18 protein-coding genes (1 of these 18 running past the window's edge) are annotated in these 26199 nt (G+C 67.9%); 7 read left to right on the top strand and 11 right to left on the bottom strand.

The genetic code is table 11. The annotated features are described in order from the left end of the window. Positions 1–83 precede the first annotated feature (83 nt). The 3 genes from pglX to D471_RS0103575 form a co-directional block, all read right to left on the bottom strand. Positions 84–3797, bottom strand: coding sequence for a BREX-2 system adenine-specific DNA-methyltransferase PglX (gene pglX / locus D471_RS0103585; RefSeq protein ID WP_152486207.1), 3714 nt, complete (start codon positions 3795–3797; stop codon positions 84–86). A 172-nt stretch (positions 3798–3969) separates the two neighbouring features. After that, positions 3970–4308: a hypothetical protein gene (locus tag D471_RS0103580; protein ID WP_026127375.1), complete on the bottom strand. Its 339-nt coding sequence runs from the start codon at positions 4306–4308 to the stop codon at positions 3970–3972. A 146-nt stretch (positions 4309–4454) separates the two neighbouring features. Continuing rightward, complete coding sequence (locus D471_RS0103575) at positions 4455–5018, bottom strand: ATP-binding protein (protein ID WP_026127374.1); 564 nt, start codon at positions 5016–5018, stop codon at positions 4455–4457. A 228-nt stretch (positions 5019–5246) separates the two neighbouring features. Here D471_RS0103575 and D471_RS0103570 point away from each other — a divergent pair, with 228 nt between their 5' ends. Continuing rightward, positions 5247–6113 (top strand): helix-turn-helix domain-containing protein, encoded by an 867-nt coding sequence (locus D471_RS0103570; RefSeq protein ID WP_017597357.1) that lies wholly within the window; start codon positions 5247–5249, stop codon positions 6111–6113. After that, positions 6100–6357, top strand: a complete 258-nt coding sequence (locus tag D471_RS0103565) for a DUF397 domain-containing protein (protein ID WP_017597356.1) — start codon at positions 6100–6102, stop codon at positions 6355–6357. The genes D471_RS0103570 and D471_RS0103565 overlap by 14 nt, the downstream gene beginning before the upstream one ends. 122 nt (positions 6358–6479) lie before the next feature. Here the strand turns inward: D471_RS0103565 and D471_RS32860 are convergent, their stop codons facing one another. The 4 genes from D471_RS32860 to D471_RS0103545 form a co-directional block, all read right to left on the bottom strand. Further along, entirely contained in the window at positions 6480–6815 is a 336-nt protein-coding gene (locus tag D471_RS32860; protein WP_017597355.1) for a hypothetical protein, read from the bottom strand. A 219-nt stretch (positions 6816–7034) separates the two neighbouring features. Then, positions 7035–7883, bottom strand: coding sequence for a helix-turn-helix domain-containing protein (locus tag D471_RS0103555; protein ID WP_017597353.1), 849 nt, complete (start codon positions 7881–7883; stop codon positions 7035–7037). Continuing rightward, positions 7880–8407, bottom strand: a complete 528-nt coding sequence (locus D471_RS0103550) for a DUF6879 family protein (RefSeq protein ID WP_017597352.1) — start codon at positions 8405–8407, stop codon at positions 7880–7882. The genes D471_RS0103555 and D471_RS0103550 overlap by 4 nt, the downstream gene beginning before the upstream one ends. Before the next feature lies 1 nt (position 8408). After that, positions 8409–8609: a hypothetical protein gene (locus D471_RS0103545; protein WP_017597351.1), complete on the bottom strand. Its 201-nt coding sequence runs from the start codon at positions 8607–8609 to the stop codon at positions 8409–8411. A gap of 188 nt (positions 8610–8797) precedes the next feature. Between D471_RS0103545 and D471_RS0103540 the strand changes: the two genes are divergently transcribed. The 4 genes from D471_RS0103540 to D471_RS0103525 all read left to right on the top strand — a co-directional run bounded on the left by D471_RS0103540 (position 8798) and on the right by D471_RS0103525 (position 12194). Then, positions 8798–9907, top strand: coding sequence for a HesA/MoeB/ThiF family protein (locus D471_RS0103540; RefSeq protein WP_017597350.1), 1110 nt, complete (start codon positions 8798–8800; stop codon positions 9905–9907). After that, entirely contained in the window at positions 9904–10392 is a 489-nt protein-coding gene (locus tag D471_RS0103535) for an HIT family protein (protein ID WP_017597349.1), read from the top strand. The genes D471_RS0103540 and D471_RS0103535 overlap by 4 nt, the downstream gene beginning before the upstream one ends. A 350-nt stretch (positions 10393–10742) precedes the next feature. Continuing rightward, on the top strand, positions 10743–11780 hold the full coding sequence (locus tag D471_RS0103530; protein ID WP_017597348.1) for a protein-L-isoaspartate O-methyltransferase family protein: 1038 nt from the start codon (positions 10743–10745) through the stop codon (positions 11778–11780). Between the two features lie 114 nt (positions 11781–11894). Beyond that, positions 11895–12194 (top strand): NIPSNAP family protein, encoded by a 300-nt coding sequence (locus tag D471_RS0103525; protein ID WP_017597347.1) that lies wholly within the window; start codon positions 11895–11897, stop codon positions 12192–12194. Between the two features lie 9 nt (positions 12195–12203). On the opposite strand, the gene D471_RS0103520 is transcribed toward D471_RS0103525, so the two are convergent. Further along, entirely contained in the window at positions 12204–15713 is a 3510-nt protein-coding gene (locus D471_RS0103520; RefSeq protein ID WP_017597346.1) for an nSTAND1 domain-containing NTPase, read from the bottom strand. Between the two features lie 563 nt (positions 15714–16276). Here D471_RS0103520 and D471_RS0103515 point away from each other — a divergent pair. Continuing rightward, positions 16277–18580, top strand: coding sequence for an AAA family ATPase (locus D471_RS0103515; protein ID WP_026127372.1), 2304 nt, complete (start codon positions 16277–16279; stop codon positions 18578–18580). A 161-nt stretch (positions 18581–18741) separates the two neighbouring features. On the opposite strand, the gene D471_RS32855 is transcribed toward D471_RS0103515, so the two are convergent. From D471_RS32855 to pglW, 3 genes are all read right to left on the bottom strand, one after another. Beyond that, on the bottom strand, positions 18742–20682 hold the full coding sequence (locus tag D471_RS32855) for a UvrD-helicase domain-containing protein (protein WP_017597344.1): 1941 nt from the start codon (positions 20680–20682) through the stop codon (positions 18742–18744). After that, complete coding sequence (locus D471_RS0103505; RefSeq protein WP_275041335.1) at positions 20679–22805, bottom strand: ATP-dependent nuclease; 2127 nt, start codon at positions 22803–22805, stop codon at positions 20679–20681. Before D471_RS0103505 ends, D471_RS32855 begins: the two co-directional genes overlap by 4 nt. A gap of 283 nt (positions 22806–23088) precedes the next feature. Beyond that, a protein-coding gene (pglW, locus tag D471_RS0103500; protein WP_017597342.1) for a BREX system serine/threonine kinase PglW crosses the window boundary here: on the bottom strand, positions 23089–26199 show its 3' portion. 1125 nt of this gene lie beyond the right edge of the window; the window shows 3111 of its 4236 coding nt (coding positions 1126–4236); the start codon falls outside the window, past its right edge; its stop codon occupies positions 23089–23091.

The raw sequence follows: 26199 nt of genomic DNA, 5'->3' as shown, positions 1-26199 counted from the left end.
GTGCCCGGCGGACGGTGGCCGAGTGTGGCCGGATGTGGCCCCGGGCCGGAGTCGTCGTCCGACCCGGGGTCGAGGGGTGGGTGTCAGGACTTCTTGCGCCGAGCCCGGGTCGGTGCCGGGGGACGCCAGTCGGTCATCTCCGAGTCGGTGATGCCGGTGGAGTTGCGCAGGTCCGTGAGGTCCTCCCGAACGTGCTCGGCGGGGGTGTCACCGTACTCGTCGGTCTCGGTGTGCCACTGCTCGACCCAGGGCAGCAGTTCGAGGAGCCCGGCCAGGAGGGGCACCAACTTGTCCCGGGTGTCCTCACCGCCCCAGCCGAGTTCGTCGCGGCGCTCGTGGGCGAGGGTGGCCAGAGCGTCGGCCTGCTGAGCGTGGTCCCACCCGGCCCAACCGAGCAGGAGGGTCGGATCGGTGTCGGTCTCGGCACCCGGGTAGGAGACGAACCGCTCCTTGGGGACGTCGAGCTTGCCCCGGTTGGCCCAGTACTCGTTCCGACGGAAGTCCGCGGACGTGTACTTGGGCGGGACGGGGGTGTCGAGGCGCTTCTCCTGCTCGCCCTCGGCGAGGTCGGCGTTGAGCTTGTCCTCCTGGCGCTGGAGGTCCCACACGTGCTCCCAGTCGGCGCGCTTGCGCATGCCGGTGTCCTTGTAGCGCAGGGCCGCGAGGTAGGGGACGTGCTCGGTCTTGGTGATCTCCTCGATGACCTGCCCGAAGTCCGTGGCGGAGTCGTAGAGCGCGGCGACCTCGGCGGCCTCGGGGAACAGGTCGCGGACCCGGTTGGCCAGGGCGCGGACGGAGAGCGGGCGGGTGCGTTCGTCGCCGTAGTCGTCGGTGGTGAACCAGAGGCGGCGGTCCTCACACTTGTCCAGCAGCCAGGACTTGAGGGCGGCCTTCTGCTTCTTCTCCCAGGGTTCGGACTGCCAGCGGCGCTTGTACTCGGGGCGTTCGAGGAGGTTGATGTTCTTGTCGGACTCGATGAGTTCGATGCGCTTGGTGACGACCTGCTTGTAGGCGTCCGGCCAGTGGGAGGGGATTTCAGTGATGGGCGTGGAGCCGTGCCTGTTGAACCACTCGGTGGAGGCTTCGCCCGCGACCATCTTGCGCGCGAGCACGATCTCGAAGGCCCGCTCTCCCAGGTTGATCCTGGGGACGTCAGCGGTGTCGGGGATCGTCAGCTCAGCAAGTTGGGCGTCGGAGATGAGGTTGTAGCGGTGGTAGACGTCCCAGTCGAGTTCCTCCTGGAGAGCGATCATCCGCTGACGGGTGGCGACGTGGTCGGCGTGCGCGTCCTTGAGGAGTTCTGCGGTCGGGGTCGCCGACTCCACGACTGTGGAGGGTTCAAGGGAAGAAAGCTTCTGCGCGAGCGCGTCAAGCTCCTTGGATCGAGCCAGGGGAAGCTTCTGAGGAAGCGGGAATTCTTGGAGCTTGGTGCCAGTGAACTCGAACCGGTGCTCCCACAGTTCGTCAGAGATTCCCCCACCGATGCCGCCGTTACCCTTGGACTGGCTCACCTGCTTGAGCCAGAAGCACGCCGCCGACGAGTTCAACACCCCCAGCAACTCCAGATGTTGGTCCTCAGTAGCCCCCTCCGGCAACTTAATCACCGGAGCCGACTGCTTGAAGACCTTCCCACCCCGATCAAGCACGAAGTGGTTATGCGTAGCCACAAAAGCAAAGACGATCGACTCAGGAGTCGAATACGCAGATGCAGTATGTTGCATGTACTCCCACCATGAGAGACCCGCATCTTCCATGTTTCCCTTGAATGTTCTTCGGGCAGCAAGAACAGAACGAAGAGGCCAAAGATCAAATTTGACCAGAGATAGCACATCCTCCAAAGAATGGTATGGATACCAAATCTTCTCCGAGGGAGACAAGTCCCAATCTCTAATAACTTCGCCTACTGCCAGATCCTTGAGCCCACGAGCAGCACCGGGCGGGCTGTAGGTAGAGCGCGAAGGGCGCATATATGCTTCGTCTGCCCCTGCTCGAATCGCCCTACCCACGGGTTTTTCGATGCACCCAGCCAAGCCTCGCGCACCAGACTCGATCACCTGGACCACATCTCCTGCACCCCCACCCGACAGACTCCAAGGATGAACCGTAAAGTCTCGCCAGGGAAAGTCAGCAACACTCACCCACTCGGAAACTAGTTGACCTGGATCTCCGATCTGCTCCACAATTGCAGACCACACCAGCCCTTCAGTCGGATTCTCGGGCTGACTGGGCTCACCCCGGATACCCAGGACCGCCCGGATGCTTCCTGTGTGCGAGGGCACCAGGTTCCGCCCCACCAGGATCACTGTCGGCGTTCCGTGCCCGGGGATGTAGGCGCCTGACGTGTCGATCACATGCGTAAGGGTCACCTCGTTGCGGAAGAACTCCTCGATGAGCTTCTTGCCGAACTCACGCTTCATGAAGGAGTTCGCGGTGATCTGTCCCACGAAGCCCGCGCCGATCTTGTCACCACCAGCACGCTTGGCAAGGTTGAAGAATCGCTCGGCGAACGGGACTGAGAGAGCGTACGTTCCCGAGCATGTTGAGTACCGGGCCCGGTAGTTTTGGTTCTCCTGCTTGTCCTTCACCGTGATGTACGGAGGGTTTCCCACCACCGCGTGGTAGCTCGCCACCTCCAACAAGTCGTACTCACCCTCGTAGTCGTACACGTCCTCCGACGAATATCGATGTACCAGGCTCGCGCCGAACAGGCCCTCCTGCCGCTGAGGCGCACCACGTCCATGGAGAAGCGAGTCACCCGTGGCCACAACGATGGGCCACTCAGGGTTACTCGCACTCAGGGAGGTGATTCCACCTTCCTTCATCGCAGCGATGAGGAGGCGGAATCGGGCGATCGCCACCGCATACGGGTTCTTGTCGACACCATGCACACTACGCAGGCTTCGACTAATCAGGTCCCAGTCCGACGTACCAGGCTCGGTCTCGCGCCACTTGTTGAGCAGGCGGTGAAAAGCACCCAGCAGGAAGTGCCCTGACCCACAGGTTGGGTCGATCAGACGGAAGCCCTTGTTTTCTTCCTGGTAGATGCGGTTGCCGTCGAGCCCGAACTCCTCGATGGCAGGTTCCAGTGTGTAGTCGAGGATGAATTCCTCAACGAACTCCGGCGTCTGGAGAAGCGCGTAGGTCTTCCGCGTCACTTCGGACAGGTCCTGGTACAGGTCACCGAGAAAGCGGGTGTTCCAGTCGGGGTCGGTGAAGTCGTGAACAAGGTGGCCGTCCTCCCCCACCTCGCGCCAGAACTCGATGAGCGCCCTGGCCGCCTGGTGAGACGGGGTGATAGACCACATCGGGTTATGCTTCTTGTCGAACAACCCGGCCATCACCGAGGACACGCTCATCTGCGCGAAGGCGTGCTCCAACCAGTCCCGGTCGGTGCGCTCGGGCGCATCCGGGTTCTCGCTCCGCCCTTGGAGAACCCAAGCTTCCTTCAACTCCTGAGCAACGCTGTACCGGTCGCGTTCGTCCTTCGGCCCCGTGATGAAGGGCTGCTCCAAGAGTCCGTTGTCCTCGCAGAAGCGGAGGAACACCGTGGACAGCACCCATGCCGCTGCGGCCTGGGTGATCTGCCCTTCACGCCACTCACCCTCGGTGATCGCGGTCCGCTCGGCGTCTCGGGCTCGCTGGTACTCGCGCTTCAGGTAGGTGTCGAAGGTCTCCGGCTCCCCGTTCGAGTCGGTGCCCTTGATCGCGGTGGAGTCCTCGCCACGCTCCCGAAGATCTGTCTCCAGCAAACGCATCTGCTTCTGCAAGTCCTTCAGTAGCTGCGCATGATCGACCACGAGGGCTCCAAACACGACGGGAGGGACAGGGTTCCTTCATTGTCCCGTCTGGAGGGTGCTGGTCGCACCTCGATTCCTCAACCCCGACCGCCGGTCCGCGCGCCGATCCACAGCGAAAGACACCGGGTGGTGGTCACACTCGAACGTGATCACCACCCGACGCGACGGCCGCTCAGGTCCCGACCTGCACGGGACCGACCAGGAGCAGGAGGGCTCCGAGGTTCGGGGCCTCGGTGAGGCCGCCCGACCCGGCCACCCAGTAGGACTGTGTGGACTCGCCGAACCACACGACCAGGTGGGGGTAGCGGGCCTGAACGGAGGCCGCGCGCAGGTGTTCGCGGGCGAACTCGGCCCGGTGGCCACCGATCCGGGGAAGGCGTTCGGCACGGCGTTCACGGCAGGACCGGTGAACACAGGATGGGCAGAAGGGTCCCAGCAGCGGCTGGGGGCGGGGCACAGGACGGCAGAGCTGGTCACTGGGAGGTCGGTGCGCGGGGATAGGATGCGTCATCGATCCTGCTTTCTGAACATGTGGAACTGTCGGATTTTGGGATCTGAGGGCCCGGGAAGAGCGCGGCAACGCTCTCCTGGGCCCGCGTCAGTTGGGCAACACTGAGTTCGGTGGCACTGACTGACTACCGAGAAGCGAAGTGCCCCCTACCGCACCTCCTTCCAGCGGCTACCGGTGAGGTCGGAGGCGAGGAAGAACCAGACCTGACGGTGACCGGAGAAGCCGTTGTCGCCCCAGTCGGTGGCCAGGGCGTCGACCAGCGCCAGTCCGCGTCCTGACTCGGCATCGCAGTCGAGCCCGTCAGGGTCGGCGCTCAGGTGGTGGTCGTCCGTCCTCCCACGAGTGGAGGCACTCCTGACTCCCTGGTCGCGGCAGGTGAGGCGAAGGCCGTCACGACGACGCACGCAGCGCAGGGTGTAGAACCCGAACCGCTCCCCCGACTTCGAGTGACAGAGGGCGTTGTTCGCCAGCTCCGACCCGAGCAGGGTGAACACGTAGCGGTAGTCCTCGTCGTGTTCGGCTGCGCAGGCGTTGAGGAACGCACGGACCAGCGGCATGTACTGGGGCGAGGAGCCGAAGTCGTAGCGGCGGGTGCGGTAGTGCGGACGGCCGGACCGGTGGTTGAAGTAGTGCCGGCACCGGGGCGGGACAAGCTCGCTGAGGGAGATGGTGATCTCCGGCAGCACAGGCATGGGTGCGTTTGCGGGCATGACGAACGGACTCCTTGCGTGTGTGGAGCGGACGGGGGTTCGGTGTGCCCGCAGGGGTGAGACCTTCGCGTTTCCCGAACAGCGGGAAGGGGCACGGCGTAGCCCGACCAGCGCCATCAACTCTCAGTGAGACACCGATCACTGGCTACACACTCATCATGTTCTCCGATATTCGAGATGTCAACGAAGAACTCGATATTCGAGTCAACTTCTGCGTAGACTCCCCATATGAACCACCCCATCAGCCCCACGGTGCGGCGTCGTAGGCTCGCGCGGGAGCTCCGTCGCCTGCGCGAAGCACACGGACTCAAGCTCTCCGTCGCGGCCAAGAAGACATCTGTCCCTCAGTCCACGCTGAGCAACATCGAGTCAGCCGAGGCACGCCGCATCAAGCCCAGGGACATCGATGCTCTGGCCGATCTCTACGAAGCGCCCGCTGACATCCGCGCCGCTCTGCAAGAGCTTGCCCTGGAATCCAAGGAGCGGGGCTGGTGGTCCAGCTACAAGGACGTCTTCGGCGGCAACGCACTACCGGACTTCGAGGTCGAAGCCTCGATGATCCGTTCCTTCGAGTGCCAGGTGATCCCTGGCCTACTCCAAACCCCCAGGTACAGCGAAGCCATCTTCCGTGGTGGACGAGCGTGTGGTGCTGATGCGATCCAGCGGAGCGTGGACGCACGGGTGCAACGACAGAGCATCCTGCACCGACACCATCCACCTCACCTGTGGGCTGTGATCGATGAGGCGGCTCTTCGACGCCAACCAGATGGCCCGGAGGTCATGTGCGAACAACTACAGCACCTGATCAACATGGCTACCCACCACAACATCGACCTCCAAGTGCTGCCCTTCAACGCTGGGATGCACTCAGGGCTCTCGGGCTCCTTCTACCTCCTAGACTTCCCTGGTGAGCTCGACCCCAGCATCGTGTACACGGAGAACGCGACGGATAGTCTGTTTGTACAGGATCCTGAGTCCGTCCAACGATTTGTCACGATCTTCTCTGACCTGAATGCTGCCGCGCTTCGAGCCACACAGAGTATCCGCTTCATCCGGCAGATCATGGAGTCCGTTGAGCAACATGAGCACGACTGACGAACTGATGTTCTTCAAGTCCAGCTACAGCAGCGACCGCATCAACTGTGTGGAGGTCGCGCACATCCCGACGGGCTTCCGCAAGAGCAGCTACAGCGGCCAAGAGCCGAACTGTGTGGAGGTCGCCGACCTCCCCTGTGGTGCCGCCGTTCGGGACTCGAAGAACCCCACCAAGGGCCACATCCCGTTCCCTGCCCGCGAGTGGGATGCCTTCCTCAACGCCACCCGCTCCGACCGTCCGTAAGCCCTCTCCTCATCCAGTCAGCGCCCCGCCTCGTCGAGAACAGCAGCGCCGGCTGCCACCACCGGGCTGTTCGGCGTGGGCGCGGGCGGATCGTCGTAGTACTCGGTACAGGCCGTACTCGGCTACTCCTTGAGATACCGGGAGGTCCGCCCTACGGCGTCCGAACCGGCGGCGTAGGCGTCGAACGGGCCGCCGTCGTCATGACGCCGCAGGAGTAACACAGGCTTGCCGTAAGCGTTGACCCCGTTGAGGTGGGTGTCGACGTACATGTCGTCGTCGGCCCGGTACCCCGTGCCGTACAGCGTGGTGGGGTGCTGCGCCACAGGGATACCCGCTGTCTGGGGTAGCGCCTGGTAGTGCGGTCGCGCCAGACGGCAGCGTGATTCGATCCCGTGGCCGAACCGCTCCTCTTGGCCGCGCGTGCGGAGCACGTCGCAGTCGGGATCACCGATCAGCACTCGAATGCCTACACGCCGTGCGGCCCGTGCTCGAAAGCAGGTCGTTCCAGTCAGGGATCTGTTCGTGGCGGAACAGAGCCGCGTAGACCATGATGTCGATCGATTCCTCCGCGTCGGCGAACATGGCGTATCGGGTGATGGTCGCCGACCGAACGGCCGGACGGCAGGCCGGTGAGGTCTGTCGGCCTGCCGTTCGACATAGAAGCGCCATCGCGGCGATCAGCAGCCGGAGAAGCGCCCCAGGTCACGACGGATTCCCTCCACCAATCGGGCGGCTGCGGGGCCCCGCACCGCTGAGCGCGCCAACTCCGTGAACACCCGCTGGTAGGGGGCGACCGCGTCGTCATCGGTCAGGCACAGCTCAGCCCCGATCGTTTCCACCAGGACCTGGTCGTCGTCGAAGATCCAGAAGCCGTGGGAAGGGACCACGTCCATGCCGGCGCGCAACGGGATCACCCCGATCTCCGCCCGGCCCCGCACGATTTCCGCGATGACACGGGTCAACTGGTCGGCCATCACGTCCTCCGGGCCCAGCCGAAGGCACAGGGCGGGCTCCCAGAGCAGGATGTGGAAGGTCTTGTCGGGTAGGTCGAGGATCCCCTGGCGGCCCATCCTCGCGCGTACCGCCTTGCCACCGTCGTCGAGTGTGCGGTGCAGGCGCACCCCTCTACGGAACATGAACCGGGCGTAGTCGGCGGTCTGGAGAAGGCCGGGAACGCACGCCGACTCGAAGATCCGAAAGCGGCGCGTGCGCTCGTCGAGTTCACCGTAAGCCCACTGGCGCGGCCCGTGCCCGGCCGACAGTTGACGACGCCAGCTCGCGTAGTGGGTCTCCAGAGAACGCCGCTGAGCCACCAGTCCCTCGGCGGCCTCCGCACGCCCGCACACCCGCGCCCACGAGCGCAGATCCTCCACGCTCGCGGTCTGCTTTCCATGCTCCAGCTTCGACACCTTCGAGGGGTGCCAGCCCAGGCGTGCGGAGAGCTCGCGACCGGACAGCCCGGCCTCGGAACGGAGTTCGCGCAGGCGGACACCGAGCGAGACACGGGCGGTCTGGTAATCGGTCATACGGCCTTGGACGCCATGTACTCGGTGAAGGTCAGCGCGTGGTGCCAGGCGGCGTCCCGGGCCCGGAGCGCCGCCAGGACCTGGCCGGGGTCCTCAGTGAGCCGCACCCCGAGAAACCGGTCGCCGTCGAACTCCAGGCGGGCCAGAGTGGTGCTGTCAAAGACCCAAAAGTCGAATTCGGGCAGCTCCGCGACGATCGGGTGATCGCGCGGCAGGTAGCGGATGTCCTCCCCCACGCCCAGGTTGTAGGGGGTACCCCACAGTTCCCAACGCAGGTAGTCCGAGGGCGGGTCGTCGATGAGCCGGACCCGCTCCATGCGCTTACCGGTGGCCGACTCCTCGCGCACCATACGCAGCCAGGGGGTGAACCAGTCCAGCCCCGGATCCTTACCCGCGAGCCAGTCCTGGAAGGGGCGGTCCTCGTCGAGCTTGCCGTAATAGGAGCGGGTCTCCAGCCGCCACGCGGTGTGGCGGTAACGGCGGAAGAGGTCGTCGAAGGCCTCTCCGCTGATGATCTCGCTCATCTCACTCCTTGGGGGCGAAGCGTGTCAACAAAGCGCGGGGAACGACGACGAACTCCTCGCCCTCGAGCACATCCTTCAACTGTTCCAGAGCCTCGGGGTCGGTCAGCCGGTCACCCTGCACCACGATGTCACCGGTGTCGGTCTCGTACAGCGTGGGACAACCACCGTTCTGAGACGTGGTCCCTATCTTGTGCAACCTCATGGGGGGCTTCCTCTCCGAGGGAACGGGGAGGTCCAGTCTCCCCAGGATCGCAGGACAGGCGCCAGGGCTTCCCACAGGCCGCGCGAGCAATTCCGAGCAACCGGTGGGTTCGGCGGAAGTGCCGGTCCTAGGGTCGAAGGAATCCCGCCCCCCGGCCTTCACGTCCCTCGTCGAAAGGCGGCTCATCCGTGCACCTTTGCGCCCACCGCTCCGAGACCCCGCGTGTCCTGGCCCCCTACGTGCGGATCGGCGTCCAGGCGCAGACCCTGTTCCTGGGCTTCGGATCGATCCGTCAGGCCATCAACGACCGTCGGCTCTGGAAACCGCTCGTTCAACTCGCCCATCACCACATGACTCCGCGCACACGTTCGGAGGCACTGGTGTTCCTCACCCAGTCGTGCGGCGTGGACGGGTCGTTGGCCGACGCGGTGATGCTGACGTTGGAACGCGACTCCTATCTGATCTCCGCGCACTCCTACGACCCCGCGGACCGTTACAGTCGGCACGCCCTGTTCTACGAGCTGTCCGGTGCTCAAGCCGAACAGGTACAGCAACGGCTGTCCCAGTCCCGTGTACTCCTGCTCGGCTGCGGCGGTATCGGCAACCTGGTGGCCGCCGCGCTCGCCACCGCCGGCGTTGGAGAACTGACCCTGGTGGACTCCGACCGCGTCGAACTGAGCAACCTCACCCGCCAGTTCCTGTTCACCGAGGCCGATATCGACCTGCCCAAGGCCGAGGTGCTGGCCCGGGAACTGCGGCGGCGCGATTCGACATGCCGTATTCGGTCCATCACCGGGGAAGTCACCGATGAGGAAAGTCTCGATACCCTGCCTGATGCCGATCTGATCCTGGTCTCGGCCGATTCCCCCGGCCTCACCGACCTGGTCAACGCGCACTGCGTCACGTCCGGACGGGTCTGGCTGAACACCTGCTACGTCAACGACATCGCGGTGTGGGGACCGCTCGTGATCCCCGGAGTCACGGGCTGTTGGGACTGTCATACGCTCACCGCCCGGCCACCCACCGACGATCCAGAGCTGCGCGAGCTGATCACACGCATCAACGGTCGCTACCAGGCGCCGTCCAACGGCCCGGTCAACATGCTCGCCTCGTCTCTGGCGGCACTGGACGTTCTACGACACCTGGGCGGGTTCGGTGAACCCGCGTCCCTGAACCGGCGTATGGGCGTGTGGACTCATGAGCTTGCCCTTGATGAGCAACCCGTCGAACGCTCCCCCGACTGCCCCACCTGCGCCGGCGTCCGACCCTCCGTGCACCGACTTCGAGGAGCCCGTTGAACACCGCACCTTCCACCCCTGGCTGTGTCTTCTGCCGCATCGTGAGCGGGCACGCCCCCGCCCACCGGATCTGGGAGGACGCCTCACACGTGGCCTTCCTGTCGATCTTCCCCAACACGGAGGGGTTCTCCGTGGTCATCCCCAAGGCCCACCGCACCAGCTACGTGGTGGATCTGGAACCCCGGGAATACGCGGCCCTGCACCTGGCCGCCCGCGAAGTCGCCCGCCTCCTGGATGCCACCTTTCCCGACGTGGCGCGCACCGGGATCATGTACGAGGGCTACGGGGTCGACCACGCCCACGCCAAGCTCTTCCCCATGCACGGACCCGCCGGCAACGCGGGTGAGGACTGGCGGGAAGTGGTCTCGCCCGTCGACGGCTACTTCGACCGCTACCAGGGCTACCTGTCCTCCCACGACCACGAGCGCGCCGACGACACCTGGCTGGCGGGTCTCGCGGAGCGCATCAGAAACGCGGACCGCTGACACCCCCGGGGACACATACGCCGCAGGGGTGGTGCGGACGAACTTCGTCCGCACCACCCCGTGTCATGTCGGTCCTCGGCGTCGTCAGTTGTTGCCGTCGTCGTTCATCTCGGCCTCCTCACGTCGAAGGTGGTCGTGTGCGCGAAGACCATGAGCGGACCCGGGACACTCCATGGCCTCGAAACTCATCAAAGCCCTTCGCCGGGCTCCCGCCAACGGCATTGCTCGACATTGCTTCCGACGCCGTGCGGCCGACGCCCACCCGAGCCTTCGGGTGTATCGGGTCCGACAGACGCCCTGGCTCCCCCGTGTCGAAGAGAAGAACACTACGACCACAGATGAGGAAACCGATGGCCACAAGCCGTATCCAGGACGCCCTGGCCTCCGTACCGGAGGAGTACTACACCCACCGGGAGGACGGGAGCCTCGTCCGGCAGAGCAGTTCGGCCGAGGCGATCACCGCCGGGTTGGAGCGCCTGGACGTGCGCCCGGGGATGCGGGTGCTGGAGATCGGCACCGGGTCCGGTTTCTCCGGGGCCCTGCTGGGCGCGCTCGTGGGTGAGGGCGGCTCGGTGGTCTCCGTGGACGTGGTGGACGACCTGGTCGTACGGGCGCGCGACCTGCACGCCCGGAGGGGCGCCGACAACATCCGCGTCGTCACCCGTGACGGGACTGAGGGCGCACCCGACCACGCCCCCTACGACCGGATCGTGGCCTGGGCCAGCAGCGACCTGCTGCACCGGGCCTGGGCCGACCAGTGCGTACCGGGCGCGGCGCTGGTCGTGCCGGTCGCGATCGCCCCGCTTCCCCGGGCCAACGCGATCGTGCGTGCCCACCGCACGCGCGACGGACGGTTGGCTGCCGAGCGGCTGTGGCCGGGCGGGTACGTGGAGATGCACCCCGAGGAACTCACCCAGTGGCTGGTGCCGCCGCGCGGCGTGCACGCACAGACCGCCGACCAGGAGGGAAACCCCTGGTGGGTCAGCGGCATGTGGATCTCCGGGGAGGACACCGCCGCGAGGGCGCGGTCACTGGTGGACGCCCTGGCCGTCGGTGCTCGAACAGAGGGCGGGGCGCTGCTCGGCCCGGAGGAACCGGTCGCCGACTTCCACGCCTACCTGTACGCGACCGCCCCCGAAGGGCTGAGCATGTTCGGCCTGGGCGCACGCGGCTGGGCCCCGGGGCACGCCTCGGCGGGAGGTGCCGCCGCGATGCTGGGTGGCGGCCGGCTGCTCAGCACCGGGGACACCACCTCCGGGCGGGAGGTACGGCGGTGGGTCCACCAGTGGCGACAGGCCGATCGACCCAGTGCCGGCACGCTGTCCCCGGTCCTGGAAGAGACAGGCGACGGCTGGCTCGTACGCGCCCGTGTACGCACCCGCCGCTGAGGCGAACAGAGCCACATCCGCCACGCGCTTCGTGCTCTTGGCCGTCGCTAGCATCCGTGACGGGAACACTCAGGACGACCGAAGCCACGCCGACCACTTCGGAAAGGCAGCACCGTGCCCGCCACCACCCAGGTACGCACCTACACCGTCCGCGAGGGCCTGCTCGACGAGTGGGCCCAACGTTGGAAGGAGGAGATCGTCCCCCTGCGCCTGAAGTTCGGCTTCTCCCTCGGCGGCGCCTGGATCGACCGCGAACGCCGCCACTTCATCTGGGAGATCTCCTACGACGGCCCCGAGACGTTCGCTGAGCGCAACCGCCGGTACTGGGATTCCCCCGATCGCGAGGCCATGGACCTGGACCCGAAGGACTACCTGGTCTCCACCGACGTCCGCGAGGTCACCCGGGTCTACTGACCCCGGCCCTCATCCCTCACCGACCGCGAACAGGTGCGCGCGGCGCTCCTCCCGGGTCAGAGCCCGGAAGGTGCGCCGGCGCGCCACACGCGTCAACTCCGCCACAGGCATGTCCGCGTCCCACACTCGCACGGTGCCGTCCGCGGACCCCGAGGCGACCGTCCGCGACCCGCCACTCCACACGACGCTGAGGACACGGTCGCGGTGGACACCGACCGTCAGCGGTTCACCCTCGCCCTTGACAACCCATACACGGACGGTGCGGTCGTGGGATGCGGTGGCCAGACGGGCGCCGTCGGGCGACCAGGCCACCGCGGGCACCCGACCGCCGTGCCCGGTGAGGACACGTTCGGTCTGCCCCGAGGCCAGGTTCCACACCCGCACCGTCCAGTCGGCCGAGGAGGTGGCCAGGCGCGTCCCGTCCGGGGACCAGGCGACGGAGTCCACCCAGTTCTCGTGTCCGGTGAGCACGACGTGCTCGCGACCGGTGGTCAGGTCCCACACGCGGGCGGTGCGGTCGTCGGAGCAGGAGGCGATCATCCGCCCGTCGGTAGACCAGGCCAGGCCCACGACCCAGTCCTGGTGGCCGCGCAGCGTGGTCAGCAGGGAGCCGTCGCGTGCGTCCCACACGCGGATGCTCCGGTCCTGGGCGCCGGTGGCGACGCGCTCTCCGTCGGGCGACCAGGACACCGACTCCACGATGGCGCCCTCATGGCCCAGTTCCACCGGGGCCCGGCCCGTCTGCAGGTCCCACAGCAGGGCGCGTCGGTCGGTGCCGCCCGAGACGAGCGCCGAGCCGTCCGGGGACAGGGCGGTGTCGCGCACCGCGCCGGTGTGCCCGCGCAGGCGCACCGGCGTCCCGCCGCCCTCCTCCCACACGTGAACGGTCCCGTCCTCGCCCGCCGCGGCGACCGTGCCGCCCCGGGCCGCCACGGCGTTGACCGCCGCGCCCTCCGCAGCATGGACCGCGTGCTCCACGGTGCGGGGCTCCATCTCCCACAGGCGCGCGGTGCCGTCCTCCGACCCCGTGGCCAGGCGCGTGCCGTCGGGCGACCAGCCCACGCCCCAGACGGCGTCGGTGTGGCCGCGCAGGACGACCCGCTCCTCGGCGTCGTCGGCGGTGAAGACACGGGCGGTGCGGTCGGCCGAGGCGGTGGCCAGAAGACGTCCGTCGGGGGACCACTCCACGTTCCACACGCGGTCGCGGTGACCGCGGAGCAGGAGGGTCTGCTCCCCCGTGGCCGCGTCCCACACCCGGACGGTGTGGTCGCCCGACGCCGTGGCGATCCGGGTCCCGTCGGGATGCCAGGACACTCCCTCGACGAAGTCGCGGTGGCCCGTGAGCCTGACGGCCTCGCGTGCGTCGCCGACGTCCCAGACGATGACGGTCCGGTCGTGGGAGGCGGTGGCCAGGCGTGTGCCGTCGGGCGACCACCGGATGCCCAGGACGTTGTCGTCGTGCCCGGCCAACCGGGTGCTCAGACGGCCCGTGTCGGCCTCCCAGATCCGGACGACGCGGTCGCGTGAGGCCGCGGCGACGTAGCGACCGTCGGGGCTCCAGGAGACGCCGCGCACCACGTCGGTGGCGTCGGCGAACCGCAGGAGGGTCTCGCCCGAGTCGGCGTCCCACACCCGCACCGTGTGGTCGCGGGAGGCGGTGGCCAGCCGACGCGAGTCCGGGGACCAGGCCGCCATCTCCACCATCCCCATGTGGCCGCGCAGCTCACGGACCAGACCTCCGCGGGTGTCCCACAGGCGGGCGGAGCCGTCCCGGGAGGCGGTGGCGATCCGGGTTCCGTCGGGCGACCAGGCGAGGTTGCGCACGGTGTCGGTGTGACCGGTGAGGACAGCGGAGCAGTGGCTGTGGGCGAGCGCGGACAGCAGGGCTCCGCGGACGACGGGTACGGGCTCGCACTCCTCCAGTGCGGCCAGGGTGAGCAGGACGGCCAGTTCGGGGTACTCCTCGACCCCGGCCAGGACGTACTCGGCAATCGAGAGCGACACCCGGCGCAGGAACCCGTGGTCGCGGCGGCGGGAGGCGTCGACGAAGGCGGTGAGCGCGGGGGTGTCCTGGTCGTTCTCCCGCAGGGCCGCCAGCCAGCGTTCCGCGGTGGTCAGCCGGGCTCCGGTGAGCAGGTAGTCGGCGTGGCGGCCCGAACTCTCCCAGTCGCCCGCCCAGCGCTCCAGCTCGGCACGCTGGCGCAGGCGTTCGGTGTGCGCCTCCACCTGTTGACGCAGAGGCGCCCACTGGCGGAAGAGCGCCTCGTGGGCGACCTGCGCGACGGGGCCGCCTTCGTGGACGTCGCTGACCAGGAGGCGGGCGTCGACGAAGGCGTCGACGATGTGGCGGTCGCGTGCGTCGAGTTCGGACAGACGCACCCGGCGGCGGGTGGCGTCGCCGCTGGTGACGGTGACGAAGCGCAGCAGGACCCGCAGGACGCGGTCGAGGTCGGCCTCGGCACGCAGCTCGGCGGTGACCTGGTCGGCGTGGCGGGCCAGCGCTCCCTCCACGCCGCCGAGGGCCCGGTAGTCGGCCTCGGTGGCGACCCCGCGTGCGCCGGAGCGGATGTGGAGTTCCTGGAGCAGGTAGGCGAGCAGGGGCAGGGCGTCGCCGCTTCCGGTGTCGAGGGCGATGCGCTCGACCAGACCGTCCTCGAAGCGGAAACCGGCCGCCTCGGCGGGTCGTTCGATGATCTCGACGAGATCCTGACGGCTCAGCGCACCGAGGGCCAGGGGGTTGGTGAACAGTTCGGCGGCCTGGCCGCCCAGCAGGTCGCCGAGGAACTCCACACGCAGGGTGGCCACCACCCTCAGGTGGCGGTCGCCGTGCAGGGCGTCGCGCAGTGCGTTGAGGAAGAGGTCGCGATCGCGGTCGCCGCTGAGAGTGACCAGTTCCTCCAGTTGGTCGACGACCAGGACGGTCCGCCGGGGGCCTCCGCTCTCGCGGCGGATCCCCCGCAGCAGGGTGAGGAGTTCGCCGGCGTCACGGCGAATGCGGCGTGCGTAGGCGTCGGCCTGCGTCTGGTCCGCGGCCAGAGCCCGGGCCAGGGCGCCGATCGGATCGGCTCCGGGCACCATGACGGGCAGGATGTTCCAGCGCTGCCCTCTCAGGCGGGGCAGGATCCCGGCCTGGACGAGGGAGGACTTGCCGCTGCCGGAGGCGCCGATGACGGCCAGGAAGCGCTCGTGGGGTTCGGCGCCGACACCGTTGAGGCGGCGCATGGCCTCGGTGGTCTGGGCGGCACGGCCGAAGAAGACGGCGGCCTCGTCCTCGTGGAAGGAGGCGAGGCCGGGGTAGGGCGAGCGCCCCGGTTGCCAGCCGAACTCGGGAGGGGGCGGGTGCTCCAGTCGGTAGGCGGCGAAGTGCCCCGCGAGCAGGACCACCAGAATGAGGACCAGGCCGGGAACGGCGGCCTGTTCCATCACCCGCAGGGGCAGGGGTGTCGCGCGTCCGTCGGTGGCGAAGTTGGTGACCACTCCCAGCAGACCCGCGGCCAGCACCAGGACCAGTTGCAGCATCAGGGCGAGTCGTTGGCGTCGCCGCACGTCGTCTCCGAGGGGTCGCGTGTTCCCGAGTCCATGGGGGCGTCCGCGCCCCGGGTGAGCCTACGCACACGGATGGTCGGGGTAAAGCCGGTGTCCCCTTCCGGCCATCCGCAAACCCCTGCCCCGTCGGGGTTGTCGCGGTGGCGGCGGGCCGTTGGGGGTGTTCCGGGCGGTGTGACCGCTCGAAGAGCGGACCGACGCGGTCGGCCGGTCCCCGCGACCGGTGGCGAGACCCGATGGCCATGCCCTGCGGGACTCGTCAACCCTTCCGTTCCCTGTCCGGTTCATCCCCCGGTGTGAGGACCTACCCGGATTGGAATGTTCTTTTTCGAATGTTTGATGCATTCCTTTCACTCTGGTGAGATTTATAGCTCGATGCGCTGTTTTTATAGTCTTGTCCATCGATATCGTCTTCCGGACTCCACGGAGCCGGACGAAGACCGCGTGAACTGGGAAGAATGCCGCACATCACGGGTGCGGCCCTGTCATCCTGGATTCTCCTGTTCACACTCTTCACGCGGTTTCGAGGACCCCCGTTGATCAAGCGCGTCACCCGTGTCAAGGACTTCCGCTGCTTCCAGGGATGGAGGCAGCACAACAACGCCGTCGACTTCGAGAAACTCAACCTGATCTACGCCCCCAACGGCACCGGGAAGAGCACGTTCGCCGAGCTGATCAACGGCGTTCCGGACGATCCCGCGTGGTCCCACGGCATGAGGGTCAAGGTCGGGACCGGTGACGCCCCGGACGCCACGGAGACGGTCGAGGGTCCTGGGCACTGGATCTGGGACGACGTCCGCCTCTTCGGCGCCGAGTACGTGCGGCGCAACCTTCGCTTCGACGCACACGAGGGAGAGGGCGGCGCCGACGCTGACGCGCTGCTCTACCTGGGACGGCCCACCATCGAACAGCAGGAGCGCAGGGACGCCGCGCAGGCCGGACTCGAACGGGCCAGCGCCGAACTGGAGGACCTGCGCAAGAAGCGCGCGTCGGTCGAGCGCAAGCGGGACCGTCTGTGCACCGAACTGGGGAGCAGGGCCCACCGCGAACTCGGGCCCGTGAGCGGCCGTTTCTCCAGGGGCTTCAACCGGAACCACGTGAAGCGGGCTCTGAAGGCTCCGCTCACCCCTCAGGAGGAGCTCGACGCCGCACGCGACCGTGACCGGAGCCTGATCGCCGGCTCCGCCCCCGATCCGATTTCCCCGGTCAACGCCCGCGGCCTCGCGATCGGCGAACTGGAGGGGCACGTCGTGGCTCTGTTGGCCCGCACCGTGGCCTCCGAGGCTCTCGACGCACTGATCGGCCGTCCCGAACACGAGGCATGGGTGCGCGAAGGCGGCAGCTTGCACGCCGACCGCGACACCTGCCTGTTCTGCGAGGGGCAGATCACCGACGGCCGCAGGGCGCGGCTGGAACGCCACTTCGACGAAGGCTACGCCCGCCTCCTGGCCGAACTCGACGACGCCGTCGCACAGACGCGGCTCCTGCGCTCCCAGGCCGAACACTTCGCCTCCGCGCTCCCGCACCGCACACAGTTCTTCGAGGACATGCGCGAGGACTACGACGAGACGTGCAAGGAGGTCGAGAGCGCGGTCACGGCCTTCCAGAACGGGCTGGACCGCGTCGTGGAGGTCCTGGAGCGCAAGAGGGGCGAGATGTTCGCCCCGCTCGCGCTGCCCTCGGACATCGCACCGAGGGCGGTCGACACCGCCGGGCTGGGCCGGATGATCGACGACCACAACGCGCGCACGGACTCAATCGCCGACGAACGCGCGCGAGCCGCGGACCGCGAGTTCGAGCGCATGCTCCACGGACTCGTGGGCCCGGTCAGCGACCACGACGGCGAGGTGTCGAAGCTGACACGGCTGATACAGGAGCAGGAGCGAACGCTGGACGAGTGCCGTGAGCTACTGCGGGAAACCCCCCGGCTCGGACACGACCCCGAGTACTTCCTCACCGAACTCAACAGGGACATCTCCTCCCTACTGCGGCGATCGGACCTGCGATTCGTCCACAGCGACGGCCGCTACCGGGTGCTGCGCCACGACCGCCCCGCCCGCCACCTCAGCGAGGGCGAACGGACCGCGATCGCCCTGATCTACTTCCTCACCAGCCTGGTAGGCGAAGGCCGGAGCCTGGAGAAGACCGTCGTCATCGTCGACGACCCGGTCTCCAGCCTGGACGACCACCTGATGTTCGGCGTCTACTCCATGCTGATCGCCAAACTGGACCCGGACGCCGGGCTGTGCCGACAGCTCTTCGTCCTCACGCACAACACCGTCTTCCTGCGCCACTGGGGCAAGGACCTCAAGCGCAAGGACAGCTCCACGACGCTGCACATGATGAAGTCGGTCGGGGAGGGCGCGGATCGCGCACCAGTGCTCGTTCCGCTGGACGCCAAGCGCGGCAGGGAGTCGGTCATCCTGGAGACCGAGTACCTCCTGCTCTTCCACAGCGTGACCCACAACCTGCTGGAGGCGATCGACGGCACGTCGTTGGACGCCGACCTGCGCCTGGCCACCTCGGTTCCCAACGACGCGCGCAAGATGCTGGAACACTTCCTCCAGTTCCGGGTACCGGAGAAGGGCGGGAACCTGACCGAGGCCGTCGAAGAGCTGCTCCCCGGAAAGCGCGACCTCGCCAGGGAACTGACCCGATTCCTGCACAGCAATTCGCACCGGACCCCCGACGCGGTCGGCAAACCGATCCTGGACGCCGCCGCGACGCACGTCCTGAAGGGGGTGTTCACGCTGATCCGAGACACCGACCCCAAGCACTTCGAGGGCATGTGCACGCGGCTGGGCATGGCAGACAGGAGACACCGGCTGACGTTGGCCTGACCGCGGCGGCGGTGGGGAGAGCTTCGGGGGCGCGTACTACGCCGCGCCCCCGACTGACCGGCTCCCTGCCCGGAACCGTGGGACCGTGCAGCGCCGCACGTGTGTTCAGGACATGCCACGGGATGTGGCGCGGGCTCCCGCCGCTGACGGGAGCCCGGGGGTCACACCTGATGTGTCACCAGGTCCTCGATCCCGTGGATGTTCTCCTTGGGGAAGGGACAGTCGTCGGACTCGTGGAGCCGTCGGAGCGCGGTGTCCGGGTCCTTGGTGAACAGCACGACGGCCAGGGACCGGGTCGCACGGGAACAGGCGACGTAGAAGAGCTTGCGCGTGCGTTCCTGGGTGTCTTCCTTGTCCTGTTCCAGGTTCTGGCGGTCGGACTTGCTCAACTCCCTCAGCCCGAGGAGCTTCTCGTAGGAGTACTTGTTCCAGTTGCTGCGGTCGTCCTCCAGCAGCACCAGGACCCGCTCGAACTCGGCGCCCTTGACCCCGTGCTGGGTTCCGTAGGGCGAACGGCCCCTGAGGTAGTCGTGGTAGGCGCGGAGCTGGCCCGCCGGACAGGCCAGGTACGAGCGCATCACGTTCGCCAGACTCCTCTGCCTCTCCCGTTTGCGCTCCTCCGTCAGGTGCGCGGTCTCCTCCTCAGGTTCGGGCCCCTCCTCGTCCACGGCCCGTTCGGGCAGGGAGAGGTCACCGTTGTCGGGGAGATGGGGCTTCATCCGACGGTCCCGTCGGATGATGCCCGAACGGACGGCGTGGCGCAGCACCTCGGCGACGGGCTCTTCACTGTCGCGGGCGAGGAGTTCGACCAGCGTGTCCGTGTCCGCCTTCAGCTCCGACAAAACCTGCACCGGAGCGTCAGCTTCGGTGAAGTCCCGAAGGCGGGGGGAGAATCCCCTGAGCATGGCCAGTGCGGTGACGCCATGGCCTGCCTCAACGGCCTCGACCAGAGGGATGAGCCGGTCCAGTACGGGTGTCAGGCTCCAGTGCGTCCCCTCCGTGTACTCGTCCTTGAGCCTCCCTCCGGGCTTTCCTCTCGCCTGACGGAACGCACGGTCCAGGTCCCCGAAGCCCAACCTCAGGGCGGCCAGGCGGTGCTCCAGGACGAGGATCTTGAGGTGCTCCCCCTCCGTCCCCCGGCTCCACCACAGGTCCCCCTGCCGCACGGCGAGGTGGTCGCGCACCTGATCCAGTTGGGTGTCGTCCTCCTGTTGGGAGGGCAGCACGAACAGGTCCGCGTACCCCGGGTGGCCCTGGCGCCCCTCGTCCCCGCCCAGCACCTGCTGCAGGTCTCCGTCATGGGGCGACAGGCTCCGGATGCGGTTGATGACGTTGAGGACCTGCTCCGGACAGCGCCAGTTCTGCTGTTTGCGGATCACCGCCCAGGAGCCGTCACCCGTGACGAGTCCGGTCCCCTGCAGGTAGATCCGCTGCATGGGGTCGCCGAAGAACCCGACGCAGAACCTTCCCCGTTCTCTGCTCTCGACGCTTCGCAGAGCCTCGACGACGTGGGGGTCGGTGTCCTGGCTCTCGTCCACCAGGACGTAGGGGAATGATTGGGCGACGATCGTGGCCAGGCGTTCGTGGCGCATGATCATCTCCGGGACCATGCGCAGGACCTCGTGGTGGCCCAGGGCGCCCGTGCCGTAGTTCCTCGCCGTCTGGTACCTGAAGCGCAGCGAGGGGTCGGCCACCCGCTCCAGTTCCTCGGCATGCCTGGCCGCGTCCTCGGCACCACCCTGGTCGATGACACGGGTGATGTCCTCCCGCACCCAGTCCCGGATCATCCCCTGGAACGGTTGCGCCAACCGCCACAGGAAGCTGTGGATCGTGGAGACGTGGAAGAGCGGTTCGGCGTCGACCCTGTGCGTGATCTCCTCGACCGCCGCGTTGGTGTAGGTGATGCAGGCGACCTGACGCCGCTGCCCGAGCAGCGCGGCTCCCTCCTGAGAGCCGATCTGGCGCAGGGCCCTGACAAGGGAGGTCGTCTTGCCCGAACCGGCCCCGGCGATCACCACGAAACCCCGCTTGACCTGGTCCTGGAGGATCGCGCGGATCCGCTCGTCCGCGTCGACGCCGTCCTGCCCGAGCGCCGTGCTCACAGCTCCACCTCCCTGTCGAGCTCGTCGTTCAGCCACGACAGCCCGTCGTTGATGTACTGCGGGTTCTTCCACCGTTCGTCCGCGTACAGCTCGAAGAAGTGCAGGGCGAGATTGGTCTTTCCCGCAGGAGGGTTGCGGACGAAGCCGTGAACCTTCTCCAGGAGTTCCTCCACGGGCTCCCCCTCCGGGGGACGGAGTCCGATCTCCTTGCCGTGCGTGCGGATCCATGGGAGGTTCTCCAGGATCATGGCCTCCTCGAAGGTCCGCCCGGCCGCGATGTGCGTCCGCTCCTCCCACACGAACTTCTGCCTGGTCTGGTAGGCGACACGCGCACGTGAGAGGACCATGCCCTCCCGGTGCTCGACTTTCTTGTCACCCTCGGGAAGCGCCAGGAGGTCGTCGACACCCTTCTTCCCAGGCAGCCAGCCGGCGAGTGTGGGGTTCGCGGTCACAGCTCCGTCGGTTCCGACCGGGCACGCCTTCTTGCGGGTACGACCGTCCGCGCTGACGGTATCGGTGACGCTGTCCAGGTCGGTGATCACCAGGGCGGGCAGCCCCAGGAACTCCACGAGCGGTTTGAAGCGGTGGGCGTGGGACCCGCCGACCTCCAGGAGGGGGATGTGCGAGCTGGCGACATGATGCAGGTCGCCGGGATGGTTGGCGACCATCAGGGGAAGCAGGACGCGTTCGGCGTCGCCCTCCACGAGGATGACCGCGTCGGCGAAGAACAGGTGGCAGTTGGTCAGCGTGAGGAACCTGCGCAGGAATCGGGTGTCGTCGGACTGCAGCCGTGACAGGTCCCTGACCTCGCAGATCGGCACACCGTCGATGTTGGCCCGGCGGAAGTACCGGATCGGGTCGAAGGACGTGTCGTGGATGATGTGCGGGGAGTGCGTGGTCACCATGAGCTGCGTGTGGAAGCCGGTCTCGCCCTCCTCAGCGACGAATTCCCGCACGATCCTCAGGAACGCCTGTTGGAGCTGGGGGTGCATATGCGCCTCGGGTTCCTCGATGACCACGAGGTGGACCAGGGGCCGTCGCTCAGCGCTCGAGACCCACCTGCGGTGCATCTCGTGGATCTCCAGCAGCATGAACAGGAAGTTCTTGTAGCCCAATCCGTTGTGCCGCTCGGGAAGCTGCCGGTTCTCGTCGTGTTCGCCAGCCGTGAACTGGTAGTAGACCCATGCGCTCTCGGCGAGGAGAGTCTGGTCGCTCTGTCGGCTGCGGACACTCAGCCGGGGATTGCGCACACCGGGCCCCGCGACCCCGTGCAGTCGCTCGAAGGTGGGCGCGAACTTGTCGGTGAGGTAGGACTGCACCCGCGCCTCGGAGAACTTGACCGCCTGGTGCGCGGCGTGGTCGACCTCGTCCGACCGGGAGTGCTCGAGTATCCTGCGCACGTGCCGGGACAGGTCACGGCCCTTGGAGTTCTGGTCGTCGGACAGGAAACGCTGCGCGTCGACCATGTCGACGTGGATGAGTCCGTCGACGAACTCCTGCGCGGCGGCCGGTGAGTCGCACACGCGCCCGATGACATCCGATTCCGCGCACTCGGCCCCTTCCCGGTCGAAGGAGGCGGGATCGATCACGTGGTACCGGAACGCGTAGGCCGAACCCAACTCCCGGTCCAGGTACTCGCGCAGGTCCTCCGGCCAGGGCTCATAGATCCCCTTCTCCCCAGGTGCGAGGTCCTGCTTCGCCCGCCTCGCCTTCGCGCGGCTCTCCGCGAACCTCGGCGCCAGTTCCGGACGCGGCGCGAACTCCAATCGCAGTGCCACACGGCCGATGTCCCGGTCCAGGTCGTGGAGGCTCATCAACTCGACGACCCGATACCACTCCTCCCGCCCCACTTCCAGCAGCAGGTCGAGCCGAATCCTCGGCAGTTCACCCACAGCCTCGTCGTCGAGCTCCGTCACACCCTGGAAGCGGTCCCAACAGCCCGAATTGAAGTCGTAGAAGGTGAGGTCGCTCTTCCTTCGGCCGAAGAAGAAGCGGAAGACATGGGTCATCGATGTCTTCCCACTGTTGTTCGCCCCCACGAAGACCGTCGCGTCCTTGTCAAGGTCGACCTTGACCGAACGCAACCTCCGAAAATTCTGCACACGAACAGAAGTGATGCGCACACTCGCCCCAGAGAATGAAGAATGACACCCGCAGCAGCGAAGCACACCCGATCACATGGGCAATGGCACGGAAGGCTGCGCGGGGAGACCGACAAGAACGACGCTAGCGCCTACCTGCCAGTAGTGTTCCGAAATCCGAAAATCCCGTCGACTTCTGGCGTGAACGCCCGAATGCCACTGTGGAGACATTTCCCCATGAAGACGACAGCTCATTCGAGGAGGGGCCGACCAGCACGCACCGGTCGGCTCCTCCTCGGACCAACGAAGACCCCGTGGTCCGGAGTCAGCCCGCCAACGCCGCCTCGGGCGCGGAGAACCCCCTGGGCAGCAGCACCTGCTCGGACTCGCCGATGATGCCCGCGGAGCGCCCGTCGAGGGCGGCGACGGCCTGAGGCCCCCGCATCGGGCACAGCAGCCACAGTCCGTACGGGCGACGGTTCGCCTCGCGGGCCTCCTGCACGAGGCTGCCCAGCAGGGCACGCCCCGGCTCGTAACGCGCCAGCGGGGTCGCCCGGTGCAGCAGCACCACCCCGTCGCCGGTGGGCGCGTCGGCCCCGGCGGCGCGGACACGCTCCCCCAGGCGGCGGAACACCTCGGCGAGCATCCGGTTGAACGGCTCGGGGCGGCTGTTGTCGGCCTCGCTCAGGATGTCCCAGTTCAGGGCGCTTCCCATGCCGTCCATGACCTCGTCGACGACGTGGACGAACTCGGCGGAGACGTCGAAGGACACCACACCGGGCATCCGCCCCAGCGCGTGGGCCGCGCGTTCGGTGTCGGGCATCCACGTCTTGACCGCCCGGTAGCCGCCCCTCGCCACGGCCTGCGCCAGGCGGTTCCACGTCTCGACGGAGGCGGCGTCGACCCGGTCCGGCTCGTGGTGTCCGGTGTGGGTCGAGGGCTGGTAGGTGGTGACCTCCGGCTCCAGGTACCAGCACACGGTGCCGTCGACCGGAGTCTCCTGGAGCTTGGGGTGCCGCCGCTTGAGCAGTGCCCGCAACCGTTTCTCGCCGGGCCTGGGCAGTGCGGGGAACCGCGACAGGACCCGGTCCTGGATCTGCTCCGGGGTGATGCCGGGCTTGCCCAGGTAGCCGACGGCCTGGGTGATCCGCAGGGCCCGCTCGAGGTCGAGGTCGGCCGGGTAGAGCTCCAGACGCGGAGTCGCCTCGGCGTTGCCGGAGGCGGCCGCCGCGATCTGCACCAGGGCGGTGTCGGTGAACGGTTCCATGCCCTCGGGGGCGTCGACTCCGCGCAGCGCCTCCCTGACCGCGGTGGGGCCGGGCAGAAGGTCGGCGTCGCCGAGGGAGACGAGTTCGTCGGCGCGCAGCCCGAGCAGTTCGGCGTAGTCGAACAGGTCGCCCTCGACCGGCACGCGGGGGTCGTCGTCGATCACCTGGGCGGCCAGCACCCTGCGGTCGTACCTGCGGACCACGAACCGCTGCTCGACGCGCTGTTCCTCGTACTCGGCGACCACGCGCACGGCGGCCAGGGCGTAGACCGAGCGTTCGTCGCCCTCCAGGGTCGAGCCGCGCAGGGTCAGCAGTTCGGCGGCGATCTGTCCGACCTCGCGCACCCGGCTGTTGCGGGACAGGATGTCCACGACGTCATCGCGGACCGAGCCCAGCAGGGAGGCGTTCTTTCCCCAGTGGGCGCACGCCTGTCGCAGGCTCTCGTCCACCAGGGAGCGGGGGATCCCCAGGGAGCGGGCGACCTCGCGCCGGGTCGGCCACCAGTGCTTGCGGCCCTTCCGCCCCTCCGGGATGCCGACCAGCTCACGCACCACCCGCACCCACTGCCGGTTGGCGTCGGTGGTGGTCGGGAGGAACTGGCGGATCACCTGGTCCAGGACGGCGTTGCGCTTGACGTCCTCCCCCGCGCCGGTCGGCAGCTTGGCCCGGGTCGCGACCGCGTACTCGGCCACGTCCAGGCGCCTGCGCCATTCGGAGGACTCCTTGCGCAGTTCGTTGCGCACGGCCAGGGGGACACCGCGCATGTGCGTGATCTCCCGGACCGGTTTGCTGAGCAGGTCGCCGACCTTGTCGCAGCGCAGGAGCCGCTGGGCCGCGTCCAGGGCCAGCGGGGTGAGCCCGGCCAGGTTCAGGGGGGTGTCCAGCGTGGCGGCCTCGGCGTTGCGCCGCCGGGTCTCCTCGTCCTCCTCGACCTGGTCGGTGACCGAGCCGGAGTGGAAGGCGGACTCCCAGGCGTCACGCATGTCGGCCAGCGCGCCGAAGCGCTGACGGTGGTCCCGGTGCAGGGCCCGGTGGAAGAACGCCACCAGTGCGGTGCGGCTCTGCTTGGGCAGGGCCTCCTCGGCCAGGCGGGGGACCACGACGTCGTCGCCGAGGAACTCCGGGCCCACGCCGTCGTCGTCCCAGACCGGGAGCTCTCCGGTGGCCATCTCGTGCAGGGTCACGGCCACCGCGTAGCGCTCGGCCGCGTCGTCGTAGGGGCGGCCCTGCCCCAGGAAGGGGTCGAGGTAGCCGCGGGTGCCGGCGGTGACGCTCTCCACGGACGCCTGGGACAGGGAGAAGTCGAACAGCACCAGGGCCCTGCCCTGCTTGCGGGTCTCCCGGACTCCGAGGTTGGCGGGTTTGATGTCGCGGTGGAAGACCTCGTGCTCCTCCAGGTGCTCGACCGCGTCGAACAGGTGCCGTCCGAAGCCCAGCAGCTCGCCGGGGCCCAGGGCTCCCTGGCGGGACAGGTAGTCGGCGAGGGTGCTCTCCCCCGCGCGCTCCAGCGGCAGGATGGTGCGCTCACCGATCTCCAGGACGCCGGACGCGCTCTCGTCGCCCGTGGCGGCCAGCGCCACGATCCTGGTGCTCCCGGCGACGGTGCGCAGGGTCTCGGCCTCGGTGCGCAGGGCCTTGGCGGCGGACTCCTGGTTGAGGGCGACCTTGTAGACGACCTCCTCGGGATGGCCGTCGCGCCCCATGAGCAGGGCGCGGGCGGTCGCCCCCTTGCCCAGGACCTCGCGGACCCTCCAGCCCTGCACGACCTCGTCCCCGCGGCGGGCGTCGAGGGGGTCGGTGATGGTCTCGGGAAGGGTGAGGTACTCCTCGACCTGGTCGAGCATGCGCAGGAAGGTCTGCACGTTGGCCAACCGGTCGTTGGGGGAGCGCCGGGTGGACTCGCGGACGAGCGTGTCGAGTTGGGGCACGACGTCGTCGCTGATCGCGGCCGGGGTCAGGCAGCCGTGCTCCTGGATCTGCTGGCTCAGCTCGCTGCGGTTCCGGCCCGGGGGGCGGCCGGTGAAGATCAGGTAGGTGAGTGCCCCGAGTCCGAAGAGGTCCTGGGGGGCGGCGCGGCCCGTGTAGTCGGGGAACTCCGGGGCGAGGTAGGCCTCGGCGGCCTTCTCGACGTGCGCGGCGAACGCCCGCCCGCCCAGCACCTCCTCCAG

Origin of the sequence: Nocardiopsis lucentensis DSM 44048 (assembly GCF_000341125.1) — a bacterium.
Lineage (GTDB): Bacteria > Actinomycetota > Actinomycetes > Streptosporangiales > Streptosporangiaceae > Nocardiopsis > Nocardiopsis lucentensis.
The sequence above is the reverse complement of the archived record's forward strand: the minus strand, read 5'-3'. Positions and strand labels throughout refer to the sequence as shown.